Origin of the sequence: Acutalibacter muris, from assembly GCF_002201475.1 — a bacterium.
Lineage (GTDB): Bacteria > Bacillota > Clostridia > Oscillospirales > Acutalibacteraceae > Acutalibacter > Acutalibacter muris.
The window spans coordinates 36,974-49,137 of record NZ_CP021422.1 but is presented as its reverse complement, the minus strand read 5'-3'; the positions used below and the strand labels follow the sequence as shown (position 1 = coordinate 49,137).

General features: G+C 56.8%; 8 protein-coding genes. 7 read left to right on the top strand and 1 reads right to left on the bottom strand.

The annotated features are described in order from the left end of the window. Window positions 1-10: 10 nt before the first annotated feature. From accB to ADH66_RS00160, 5 genes are read left to right on the top strand one after another with little or no spacing between them, the layout of a single operon-like run. Complete coding sequence (accB, locus tag ADH66_RS00180; protein WP_066537234.1) at window positions 11-439, top strand: acetyl-CoA carboxylase biotin carboxyl carrier protein; 429 nt, start codon at window positions 11-13, stop codon at window positions 437-439. A gap of 17 nt (window positions 440-456) precedes the next feature. After that, on the top strand, window positions 457-876 hold the full coding sequence (fabZ, locus tag ADH66_RS00175) for a 3-hydroxyacyl-ACP dehydratase FabZ (RefSeq protein ID WP_066537236.1): 420 nt from the start codon (window positions 457-459) through the stop codon (window positions 874-876). 16 nt (window positions 877-892) lie between these two features. Then, a complete protein-coding gene (locus ADH66_RS00170) occupies window positions 893-2,221 on the top strand; it encodes an acetyl-CoA carboxylase biotin carboxylase subunit (protein WP_066537237.1) in 1,329 nt (442 codons plus the stop codon). A gap of 26 nt (window positions 2,222-2,247) precedes the next feature. Further along, window positions 2,248-3,123: an acetyl-CoA carboxylase, carboxyltransferase subunit beta gene (accD, locus tag ADH66_RS00165; RefSeq protein ID WP_066537239.1), complete on the top strand. Its 876-nt coding sequence runs from the start codon at window positions 2,248-2,250 to the stop codon at window positions 3,121-3,123. Further along, window positions 3,123-3,884, top strand: coding sequence for an acetyl-CoA carboxylase carboxyltransferase subunit alpha (locus ADH66_RS00160; protein WP_066537241.1), 762 nt, complete (start codon window positions 3,123-3,125; stop codon window positions 3,882-3,884). Before accD ends, ADH66_RS00160 begins: the two co-directional genes overlap by 1 nt. A gap of 150 nt (window positions 3,885-4,034) precedes the next feature. Here the strand turns inward: ADH66_RS00160 and ADH66_RS00155 are convergent, their stop codons facing one another. Further along, window positions 4,035-8,582, bottom strand: a complete 4,548-nt coding sequence (locus ADH66_RS00155) for an S-layer homology domain-containing protein (protein ID WP_066537243.1) — start codon at window positions 8,580-8,582, stop codon at window positions 4,035-4,037. Window positions 8,583-9,013: 431 nt separating this feature from the next. On the opposite strand from ADH66_RS00155, the gene alaS reads away from it, so the two are divergent. Together alaS and ADH66_RS00145 are read left to right on the top strand one after the other, a co-directional pair. Further along, on the top strand, window positions 9,014-11,644 hold the full coding sequence (alaS, locus tag ADH66_RS00150; RefSeq protein ID WP_066537245.1) for an alanine--tRNA ligase: 2,631 nt from the start codon (window positions 9,014-9,016) through the stop codon (window positions 11,642-11,644). After that, window positions 11,641-12,150 carry an AAA family ATPase gene (locus ADH66_RS00145; protein ID WP_066537248.1) on the top strand — a complete coding sequence of 170 codons (510 nt, stop codon included), beginning with the start codon at window positions 11,641-11,643 and terminating at the stop codon, window positions 12,148-12,150. Before alaS ends, ADH66_RS00145 begins: the two co-directional genes overlap by 4 nt. The last annotated feature ends 14 nt before the right edge of the window (window positions 12,151-12,164 follow it).

Sequence of the window (12,164 nt, the reverse complement as noted above, 5' to 3'; positions counted from 1 at the left end):
GTTTCATATAATGGACGTAAAGTCGATCGAGAACCTGGCAAAACTGATGAAGGAGAACGGCCTGACTTCCTTGGAGCTGGCCCAGGAGGGGATAAGCCTAAAGCTGGAGCGCAAGTCCGCGCCTGAACCGGCCCAGGCCGGGGCCCCCTCCGTTTCCCCCTTTGTGACGGCCCCTGTGGAGCCGGAGCCCGCGCAAAAGAAAGGATCGCTGGTGCTCTCCCCAACTGTGGGAGTATTCTACGCGGCAGCTTCGCCGGAGAGCAGCCCCTATGTTGAGGTTGGCTCCCATGTAAAGAAGGGCGATACCCTCTGTATCATTGAGGCAATGAAGCTGATGAACGAGATCCCCTCCGAGGTGGACGGCACCGTGGTGGAGGTCTGCGTGGGCAATGGGCAGGTGGTAGAGTACAACCAGCCCCTGTTCCGTATCGCGCCGTAATATTAAGGAGGTCCGCTATGAACCGTGACGAGATAAAGAATATACTGCCCCATAGGGAACCCATGCTGCTTGTGGACGAAGTGGAGCTTGTGGACGGCAGGTCCTGCGGGAAGTACCGTGTGCGTGGAGACGAATTCTTTCTACAGGGCCATTTCCCGGGAAACCCGGTGGTGCCCGGCGTTATACAGTGCGAGATGCTGGCACAGTCTGCCTGTGTGCTTCTGCTCGGAAAAGCCGAGGGTATGACCCCACTCTACACCGGCCTCAATAACGTAAAATTCCGGGGGCAGGTAAAGCCCGGCGATATTTTCGAGACCCAGTGCGAGCTTGTACGCAGCCGGGGGAATTTTTACTTTGCCAAGGGTACAGGCAGCGTTGACGGCAAGGTATGCGTGTCGGCGGAGTTCTCCTTCGCGCTGGTAAAGACCGGGGATTAAAGAAAGGGGCGGGCTTGTGTTTACAAAGATACTCATAGCTAACCGGGGCGAGATAGCCATACGCATTATCCGCGCCTGCAAGGAGATGGGCATCTCCACCGTGGCTGTCTACTCTCAGGCGGATAAAGAGTCCCTGCATACCGCCCTTGCCGACCAGGCCGTGTGTGTGGGTGGTTCCCGCGCGGAGGATAGCTACCTTGACGCAAAAAGAATAATCAGCGCGGCGCTGGCTACCGGGGCCCAGGCCATCCATCCCGGGTATGGCTTCCTGTCAGAAAACGCGGAATTTGCCCGGCTATGCCGGCAGTATGGCTTGACCTTTATCGGGCCCAGCGCCGAGGTTATCTCAAGGATGGGCGACAAGGAGGCCGCTCGGAAGCTTATGAGGGAAAACGGCGTCCCCACTACCCCCGGGACAGATGTTCTTTCCAGCCCGGTGGAGGCCTTAAAGGCCGCTGAAGCTATTGGCTACCCGGTGATGATAAAGGCCAGCGCCGGCGGCGGTGGTAAGGGCATACGCCTTGTGGAACGCCCCGAGGACATAGAGCGGGCCTTTTGCACAGCTTCTGCCGAAGCTGAAAAGGCTTTTGGGGACGGCCGGGTGTATATGGAAAAATATCTGGCCCCTTCAAAACACATTGAGGTGCAGCTGCTGGCGGACCAGGAGGGGCATATCGTCTGTTTGGGCGAGCGAGAGTGCTCCATCCAAAAGAACCATCAAAAGCTTATTGAGGAATCCCCTTCTCCGGGGGTAACTCCCGGAACCAGAGAAAAGCTTATTGCTGCCGCCGCCAACGCCGCCCAGGCGGCGGAGTATACCAATGCCGGCACGGTGGAATTTTTAATGGACAAATCCGGGCAATTCTACTTTATGGAGATGAACACCCGCTTACAGGTGGAGCACCCTGTTACAGAGCTTGTCACCGGCATAGATATTGTAAAGTGGCAGATACGCATCGCCGCGGGGGTGCCGTTGGACTTTACACAACAGGATATCCACTTGCAAGGGGCGGCTATTGAATGCAGGATAAACGCTATTAAGGCCAGTCGTGTTAAGTTCTTCCATCCGCCGGGCGGTCCCTGGGTGCGGTTTGACAGTTTTCTTTATCAGGGCTGTGACATTTCGCCCTATTATGACTCCATGCTCGGCAAGCTTATCGTATATTCTTCTACCAGGGAGGAGGCTATACGAAAGATGCAGTCGGCTCTCTGCGAGCTGATAATTGACGGTGTGGACAATAATATTGAGGAACAAATTGGTATAGTCCGCGACAGGCGCTTTAGGGCTGGAGATTATTATACAGATTTTATCAGGTATTTTAAGCCCAAGCTCAAGGATAAGTGACTTAATATAAGGAGAGGTTGCAGCTTATGAATTTAATGGGACTTTTCCGATCGCCCCAGAACGAATTGGAGAAGGGCGGCAAGGAGGCCGAGGACGCCGGTATCCGCAGTACGTGCCCCCGATGCGGCGTCCAACTGCCGTTAAGCGACCTTCAGGAAAATATGAACGTGTGCACCGCCTGCGGCTACCATTTCAGGATAACCCCCAGAGAACGCATCGCCTATATCACCGACGAGGGCAGTTTCCGGGAGCTGAACGGAGAACTCATGAGCCGGGACATACTGGACTTCCCTGGCTATGATCAAAAGCTCAGAAACGCGCGGCTCTCCTCCAGAGAGAAGGATGCGGTAGTCTGCGGCACGGCTGAGATTGGGCAGTACCCCTGCGCGTTGTTTGTGATGGACCCAAACTTTATGATGGGCAGCATGGGTACTGTCGTGGGTGAAAAAATAACCCGTCTGTTCGAATCCGCCGCGGAGCTCCACCTTTCTGTAGTTGGCTTCACTGTGTCCGGCGGGGCGCGGATGCAGGAGGGCATACTATCCCTTATGCAGATGGCCAAGACCAGCGCGGCGGTCCGGCGGCATAGTAACGCGGGGCTTTTATACCTTACAGTTCTAACAGATCCCACCCTTGGCGGAGTGACGGCCAGCTTTGCTATGGACGGCGACATTATTATGGCCGAGCCGGGGGCCACGATCGGGTTTGCCGGGCCAAGGGTTATTGAGCAGACTATACGAAAGAAACTGCCCCAGGGCTTCCAAACAGCGGAATTTCTTTTGGACCATGGCTTTGTGGATCTGATAGTGCCCAGGCATGAACAGAGGGAGACCATTGCCAGCCTGCTTAGACTGCACCAAATGGGGACTGCGGAGAAAGAAAAAGGGGAGGGCGAGCTGTAATGAGTGCATATGATAAGGTCATGCTTGCCCGGTCCAAGGGACGGCCCACGGGTACCTCGTATATTGAGAATATTTTTGATAGTTTTATTGAGCTGCACGGCGACAGACGCTTTGGAGACGACCCTGCTATTGTAGGCGGCATTGCCACTTTGGAGGGTGTGCCGGTGACTGTCATTGCCATTGAGAAGGGGACGGACACTAAGGAAAGGCTGAAGAGAAACTTCGGGATGCCCAGCCCCGAGGGCTACCGTAAAGCCTTAAGACTAATGAAGCAGGCGGAAAAGTTCCGCCGGCCGGTAGTCTGTCTGGTGGATACCTCAGGGGCATACTGTGGACTTGGAGCTGAAGAGCGGGGCCAGGCTCAGGCAATCGCTGAGAATTTGATCGAGCTTTCCACGCTTCGCACCCCAGTAATATCCATACTTATAGGCGAAGGCGGCAGCGGCGGCGCATTAGCGCTGGCGTTGGCCGACCGGGTGTGGATATTGGAGAACGCCATGTACTCGGTGATCTCGCCCGAGGGCTGCGCGAGTATACTTTGGAAGGACGCCAAAAAGGTCAAGGACGCGGCCGAGTGTTTGAAACTGACTGCGCAGGATATGAAGGAATTGGGCGTGGTGGAACAGATAATTACTGAGGAGGACGTCAGCGCGACCTATGCGCAGGTTAAGTCTCTGCTCTCTGCAGAGCTTCCCGCGCTCATGTCCCTATCGGTAGAAGAGCTTTTAGCGGCTCGGTACGGGCGTTTCCGGCAATTTTGATAGGGTTTGCCGGTTATTGTAGAAAGTAGCAGAGCGGCCTTACATCAAGGCCGCTCTGCTTATGTTTTTTAAACCAACAGCAAAGAGGGCGGAAAACTCCGCCCCCTTCGCCTTTATGGGGTAATCATAAAATTTAGGTGAGTTGAAACCTTATTTATCGGCCATGTACTCGTAAGCCTTCATGATGACTACGGCGGCCTCACTGCGCTTCAGGACGTCCTGGGGCCCGAAGTTGCCGTTGGTGCGGCCCTGCATGAACCCTGCGTCGTAAACGGAGTTCACGTAATACTTACCCCAGTTGATCTTGTTCCAGTCCTTGATGTCATGGGTGTTCTCGGTCTTGGTCGCATCCGTGACACCAGTCCAGTCGGAGATCATGCGGGCAGCCTGGAGACGGTTCACCTTGCCGTTGGGATCGAACTTGTTATTTCCGATACCGCTGATGATCTTGTTCTTGCTGCAATACTCGATAGCGGCGTCGTAAAGCTCGTTGTTCTTGGGATCGCTGAACGCCGGTGTGCCGCTATAGAGCTTCTTGAGCTCGGCGTCGGCCTCGGCCGCGCTGGTGATATCAGCGTTCTTGATCCTCAGGTCAGCGCGGGCAATCAGCAGAGCGAACTGCCAGCGGGGAATGTCAACATTGGGGCTGAACTTGGTTTCAGAGGTGCCCACCATAATGCCGTTGTCGATGGCGGCCTTTATATAGTCGCCCATGGCTCCGGCAGGAATATCGGTGTACTTGTCGCTGGGCTTCTGAACGTCGCCGGTGACAGCGGTCAGGGTGTAGGTAGCGGTGGAGCCGTCCTCAGCGGTCACCACGATGGTGGCGGCTGTGGTCAGGTCGACCTCCATACCCTCGGTATATGCTGTGCCGTTGACGGTGATGCCCTTGATCTTGCTGTCCGTAGCGGTCAGGGTCAGGGGCAGCTTGGTAACGTCTGTGCCCTCGGGCACCTTGACGGTGTAATCGTTGCCGGACTTGGTGACTTCGTACTCGCCCACCTTGACCTCGCTCAGAGTAGCGTCGCTGCTCTGGTTGGTGTCCTCCTCAATCTTGAGGGTGTAGGTGAAGGCAGTATTGCCATTTTCGGCGGTCACTTCAATTTCAAGGTCAGCGCCCAGATCATAGTAAGCGTCCTTCTCATAGGAAACGCCGTCCACCTTAACAGTGGCGACCTTGGAGGCGGTAACGATATTCAGCAGCTGAACCTTATCCATATCGGCGGGAATCTTCAGGGTCCAGGTCTCGCCGTCCTCGCCCAGCACGGCGCTGTAGCCGTTAGAAGAAATGCTGGTGATTTCAGCGCTGTTCTCCTCAGGAGCGACCTTTACGACTATGTTCCACTCGCCGGTGTTGTTCTTGGATTCGGACTGGATAACCAGCTTAGTGACGTCGACATCGCTGCTAGTCTGGAGCTTATAATCCTCTCCAACCTTCACAACCTTGAACTTGGTGGCAGTGTCGTCATCGAACTTAGACTGTTTGCCCTCGTCGGGAACTATCTGATTGCCCACGCTTGTGGCATGAAGGGTAGCCAGCTTGCTGGTTACGATATCCAGGGAGAAGAGCTTTGCACCATCGTCCACAAAGGAGTAGGGTACGGTAATCGTAACAGTGTTGGAGGCCTTGGCGACCTTCACCCTCTCGTCCAGAGTGCTGGCAATGCTTACAAGCTCCTTGCCGGTCTCGGCGGGGATGTAGGAGGCGGACATCTTGTAGAGAGTGGAGGGGGTGATGTCAGCTTCAGCACCGCCAGCCACAGCCGTCAAATCGGCAGTAAGGGCGGTCTCCCTGTCCTCATCATAACCCGCGCTCGGAGTAATCTCTATAGCGTCCCAATCCTTCTCGCTGAAGACGTAAATCTTCACTTCCTTGCCGGCCTTGGTCCAATTATCATTGTCAGCGGTCCATGCAGCAAACTGATCGCTATACGTTGTCACTTTGCCGTCGGTCTTAGTAACCTTCATTTCGGTTGCGGTGGTGCCCTTAACGGCGTACACCTTCGCGCCCTCGCTGACCTCCAGCTCAGAGAACCGCATATTGTCAGCAGCACTTACGCCGGTATGGCTAAGGGCATAGGGCAGCGGAGCAACTACGATCTTGCCGCTCTGCTTGGTGCCGGAGGCGGTGGCGTTATAGGAAACGCTTGCGGAGTCGGGAGTTCCGTCCGCATCATTAGTCACCTTCACGCCGGAAATAGTCGCGGCAGTGCTGGGGGCCTTCTTGTTGATGGTAACGGTGTAAACGGTCTCGGAGTTCGCGGCCGCATTGTACTCGGTCTTGATTTTGAACTGGTTGCCAACAGCATCGGCGCCGGCAACGCCAGCGGTGGGGATTCTGATGACCTTGTTACCGCTTGCATCGTTATCGGCATCAAGAACATCTTGGAGACTTGTCGCCAAATCGTAATCAACAAAGGTGTTGGTTATAGCGACGGAATCCTCTCCATCCTCACTGCCTTTGGATACTTCATCCCACCCTTCAACAATAACGTTATCCGACGCAGGTCCACTCTCGCCAACCTTGCCGGCAGTTGAAGCGGTCGCTTTTATAATATGAGTGGTGCTTCCGTCCTCTCCTGTTACAGGGTCATAGGCAACGCCCCAATCGCTAGAGACAGAAGCATCATTCCCCACGGCGGTAGCAACCAGCGCTGCAAGGGCAGCCACATCAAAATCCGCCTTTGGAGCGAGTGTCCAAATATACTTGCCATCGACATCTGTGTCCTGAGTTCCAGGGGTACTTTCTTTCGCTGTAGCCGTACAAGGTACCGTAACAGTCACTGTTATACCGCCAACTGTTAATTGATAATCAGCAGTCGGGTTTGACGGTGCTGTTTGAGCATCAGTGACTGTTTCTTTAGTATCAGACGGAACATCACTATCAGTCAATGTTACAGTATAAACCGCGTTTGTAGCAGCGCCACTAGTGACGGTTATGTCGTTATTACCCATCTTAATAACCGCGCTGGGGTTAGCAGCGGCACGGACCTTGAGCCCGGCCAGCTTGGTCCAGGGGTCAATGCCAACGGCGAAGGGCACTGTGATGTTGACGGTGTTGTTGGTGTTGTTGATGCTGCCGGTGGCAACAACCTTGTTGTCGTCAGCGGGGTCAATGAACTCAACGGAGGTCAGACGGCGGTTGCCGCTGGTGCCCGGGTTGACGTTCACGGTGTACATGGTGGTGGTCTTGCCGTCCTCGGACTTCACGTTGATGTAGACGGTCTTGGAGACGGCGATTCCATTGGTGGACGTAGCCACGCCGCCGCTAATGTCTTCGCCAGTGCCCGCTACAGGATCAAAGCCATTGACAGGCTTATCAGGCGTTGCGTCTGCAGAAGCCACATAGTCCCTGGCCAGCTCAACGTTGGCCGCCTCAGAGCCCCATACCTTGATGATCTGGGCAGTGATAGAATCCTTGGTTGTATGGTCCTTGTCATAGGGCATGGTCACGTTAACGGTGGTCTGGCCCTCGGGGATATTGACTATCTGGTTGTTCGCGCCCACCTGGATAGCGGTCAGCTTGGCCTCGGGGTTCTCTTTGGGAACCAGGACGCGGACGTTGACAGCCTTAAAATCGTCGGATTTTTTGGTCTTTACAGTGATTGGCTTGGTGCCGGAAGTAGTAGAATCGGCAACCCAATAGTCCACGCCGTCGATAGTATCCACGTTGGCAGAAGGAGACGGAACCGCGAAATTCAGCGCGTCGCCGGACTCGGCAGCAACGCCGTTAACCTTGACAACGCTGCCGGTGGGAACGGTCCAGCTGTTGGCCAGCTTGTTGACCTTGGCAACGTCCACAGCGGTGCGGCCGTTGTTAACATAGGAATATGGCAGGAAGACGTTAATAATCTTGGAATCGTCTTCATCGGCCTTGCCTTCGAAGTCGCCCAGCTTGAAGGTGCTGAAAGCGGGCTCCTCGGTGAAGGTGACCTTGTAAGCCTTTGTGTCACCGTTCTGGGCGGTGACAGTCAGGGTCTTGGTCCCTGAGTTGTAGGTCATGTTAGCAATATTGTCGTTGGCGGGGATAAAGACAGGCGTCAAACCGGCTTTATCTGTAAGGGGGGCATTGCCTGTGGCAGAGGAATTTATATTATCACTCATGCCGAGAGCCTTGACCAACTCAATGGTGTTTTTCTCATTATCGAACTTCGCGCTGACCATGCCCTGCAGTTTAGCAGACTTGATAGCCTTCAGGCTTGCGTCGGTGCTCTTGACTGTCATGGTCGCGGTGATGACCAGCTTATACTCGTTGGTGCTGAGTACGTCGCCGTTGTCATTGGTGACCTCTGCGGTCAGGGTGTAGGTGTAGGTGCCCGCGCCGAAGCTGTCGACAGACTTATCGGCCTTGTCGGGGTCCAGCGGATTCACGGCGGTGCCCAGTGTGCCCAGGTCCACGCCCTCCTTGCCGCTGACGGCGATGGTGGTGTTTGCTGCCGGGATCATGCTGGCGCCGAAGTCTGCGGGGGACCCGCCCTCCGGGAACTTGGTCTCAGCGGTATAGGCGTTCTCGGCTGCGTCCCAGGTGGCACGATTTCCATCTACGGAAATATTGTACCCGGGATCATCAGCAGCAAACGCCATGGGAGCGTCCTCCACGGTTGTCACCGCGGCGAAGGCGCTCGGGATCATCGTGGCGACCATCAGTATGGCCAACAGCGCCGCGAGTGATCTCTTCAGGAACTTGCTTTTGTTCATGATTTCAACCCTCTTAAATTTTAGATTCTCGTCCGGCTCTTTTTTGCCGGCGAGTGGAAGTTATTTATATTCTACTACCCGGACAAACTGTTGACAAAATCGCCGGGAGGGGTTATACTATATCATAGCAAAATATGATCAAAGGCGAGGAGAAGACGTTCTTCCATCAACCCTTTCAGAGAGACGGCGGCCGGTGCAAGCCGTTGGGGGCGGGAGAGCGGGCCGCTTCTATCGAGGTTCTTTGCGGGCCTCACGCTCTGCTGCGACGAGCAGCAGCGTATTCCCGGCGTTAGCGGGCTTCGAGCAGGCGCTGACATCAGCCTTACGGCCAAGTCGCGCAATTTGGGTGGTACCGCGGGCTTATCCGTCCCATTGGGATAGATTGGCCTGCTTTTTATTTTCATATAAATTATTATTAAGGAGAGATAAACATGAAATGGACAGGACTGAACGAGCTCAGAGAGAGCTATCTTCGCTTCTTTGAGTCAAAGGGGCACCTTCGGCTTCCCAGCTTCTCCCTGATACCCCAGGGGGACAACAGCCTTCTGCTGATAAACTCCGGCATGGCGCCCATGAAGAAGTTCTTCACCGGCGAGTCCACCCCGCCCAGGCTGCGGGTGACCACCTGCCAGAAGTGCATACGCACCCCGGACATAGAAAGCGTGGGCATCGACGACCGGCACGGCACCTTCTTCGAGATGCTCGGGAACTTCAGCTTTAACGACTACTTCAAGAAAGAGGCCATTCCCTGGGCCTGGGAGTTCTTTACCAAGGTACTGGAGATACCCGAGGAAAAGCTCTTTGTTACCGTATACCAGGAGGACGACGTCGCCTGGGATATCTGGACCAAGGATGTGGGCGTGCCTGAGAGCCATATGCGCCGCATGGGCAAGGAGGACAACTTCTGGGAGCACGGCAGCGGCCCCTGCGGCCCCTGCTCTGAGATATACTTCGACCGGGGCCCCGAGCACAGCTGCGGCAAACCCGACTGCGACGTGGGCTGCGAGTGTGACAGGTATGTGGAGGTATGGAACCTGGTGTTCACCCAGTTCAACAACGACGGCAAGGGCAACTACACACCCCTTGGCCGGGAGAATATCGACACCGGCCTGGGTATGGAGCGCTTGGCGTGTGTAATGCAGGACGTGGACAACCTGTTTTTGGTAGACACCGTGCAGAATATTATGAAGAAGATAAGCGAGCTCACCGGGGCAGAGTACGGCGCGGACAAGAAGACCGACATTTCCCTGCGCATTATAACGGACCATATGCGCAGCACCGTCTTTATGATAGGCGACGGCGTGCTGCCCTCTAACGAGGGCCGGGGATATGTGCTCAGGCGGCTCCTTCGCCGGGCGGCACGGCACGGGCGGCTGCTGGGGGTAAAGGGCGCCTTCCTCAAGGACGTGGTGGACACCGTGGTCCAGGAGAACGGCGGCGCTTACCCGGAGCTCCGGGAGAAGCGGGAGACCATCAGGAAGGTGATAGCCCACGAGGAGGAGAGCTTTAACCGCACCATCGACCAGGGTATGGCCATGCTCACCGAGTTTATCGACAAGGCCGACTCGAAGGTCTTCTCCGGCGAGAGCGCCTTTACCCTCAACGACACCTTCGGCTTCCCCCTGGACCTGACAAAGGAGATACTTTCCGAGCGGGGCATGGAGGTGGACGAGGCCCGCTTCCACGAGCTTATGCGCCAGCAGAAGGAGCGCGCCCGCTCCGCCCGCAAGAACGCCGGGGCCGACGCCTGGAGGGGCGAGGGCGGGGCCGTCAACGGTCTGCCCAAGACGGAGTTTCTGGGCTATACAGAGCTTGCTTCTGCCGCGAAGGTGCTTGCAATAATCGAAAACGGCCGGCGGGTGGACAGCGCCGAGGCCGGCGCGGAGGTCTCCGTGGTGCTGGACCGCACCCCCTTCTACGGCGAGAGCGGCGGACAGGCGGCTGATGCGGGCACCCTTGAGGCCGAGGGTGTCACTGTGGACGTGATAGATGTGACTCGGTATGAGGGGATATTCCTGCACAGGGCCGTCATAGGCGAGGGCACCCTTAACGTGGGGGACCAGGTCAGCGCCGTTGTAGACGGGGATCTTCGCGCGGACATCATGCGCAACCATACCGCCGCCCACCTTTTGCAGGCCGCTTTGAGGAGGGTGCTGGGCGAGCACGTGGAGCAGGCGGGCCAGCTGGTAAACGGCGACCGGGTGCGCTTTGACTTCACACACTTCTCGGCTATGACTCCAGAGGAGCTTTTACAGGTAGAGCACCTTGTAAATCTGGAGATACTCCGCTCGGTGCCGGTAGAGATTCGGGAAATGCCCATTGACGAGGCCAGGAAGCTGGGGGCCATGGCCCTGTTCGGAGAGAAGTACGGCGATGTGGTGCGGGTGGTCTCCCTAAAGGACGGCTTTTCCATGGAGCTCTGCGGCGGTACCCATATGGACAACACCGCAAGGCTGGGGCTTTTCAAGATTGTGTCCGAGTCCTCGGTGGCGGCCGGCGTGCGCAGGATAGAGGCCGTCACCGGCCGGAACGTGCTGGAGCAGCTGACCCAGAACGTGGCCGCCCTTGGGGAGACCGCAAGGCTCCTTAAGGTCACAAATCCTGTTGAGCTGCCCGCCCGCGCAAAGCAGGTGATGCAGGAGCTCAAGGAGAAGGACCGGCAGATCGAGAGCCTTAACGCCAAGATAGCCTCCATGAACCTTGAGGGGGTCTTCCGTGAGGCCCAGGACGTGAACGGGGTGAAGGTGGTGTTCGCGCTGCTGTCGGGCACCGGGCCGGACGCGCTGCGGGCCCTGTGCGACAAGGCCAAGGAGGCCCCGGAGCCGGTGGCGGCCGTTTTTGCCGGGGTCAGCGGCGGCAAGGCCACGCTGGTGGCCGCCTGCAATAAGCCCGCCCAGGAGAAGGGGCTGAAGGCGGGGCTTTTGGTGAAGTCCGTGGCCCAGATAACCGGCGGCAACGGCGGCGGCAAGCCCGACTTCGCCATGGCCGGGGCCAAGGACCAGACGAAATTAGACGAGGCCCTGGCGGCGGTGCCGGGCTTCGTGAAGGAACAGATGCAGTGAAGAATAAGAGAGTGATTTTCCTGAACGGCCCTATGGGCGCGGGGAAGACCACGGTGGGGCGGCTTATACAGCGGTCTTTGGCCGGGTGCGCGTTCATCGACGGGGACTGGTGCATGGACCTGGAGCCCTTTGTGGGGAACAGCGAGACCCGGGCCCTGGCGGCGGACAATATCCTGCATATGCTGGCCGGGTATAATAACTGTTCACATTGCCGTGGCGTGGTAGTGGCTTGGCTCATGGACCGCCCGGAGATATGCCGCGCCCTGGAGGAGGGGGCGGCAAAGATAGGGCTGGAAACGGCGTGGTTTACCCTTTTATGCACAGAGGAGGCTCTGGGCGCGCGCTGGCGCGGGGACAAGCTCTGCCCGTGGCGCACGGAGGAAAATCTGAAGGTGAGCGTACGTTCGCTGGAGGCCTTTTCAAGGCTGCCCGGCGTGCCCGTTGACACGTCAGGCATGACGGCAGAGCAGGTGCGCGATCATATACTCAAACATTTATCAGACTAGTTAAGTCAGGAAGG

Coding starts and splice junctions, on each gene's coding strand:
- accB (WP_066537234.1), top strand. CDS start 11: ATGGACGTAAAGTCGATCGAGAACCTGGCAAAACTGATGAAGGAGAAC.
- fabZ (WP_066537236.1), top strand. CDS start 457: ATGAACCGTGACGAGATAAAGAATATACTGCCCCATAGGGAACCCATG.
- accD (WP_066537239.1), top strand. CDS start 2,248: ATGAATTTAATGGGACTTTTCCGATCGCCCCAGAACGAATTGGAGAAG.
- ADH66_RS00160 (WP_066537241.1), top strand. CDS start 3,123: ATGAGTGCATATGATAAGGTCATGCTTGCCCGGTCCAAGGGACGGCCC.
- ADH66_RS00155 (WP_066537243.1), bottom strand. CDS start 8,582: ATGAACAAAAGCAAGTTCCTGAAGAGATCACTCGCGGCGCTGTTGGCC.
- alaS (WP_066537245.1), top strand. CDS start 9,014: ATGAAATGGACAGGACTGAACGAGCTCAGAGAGAGCTATCTTCGCTTC.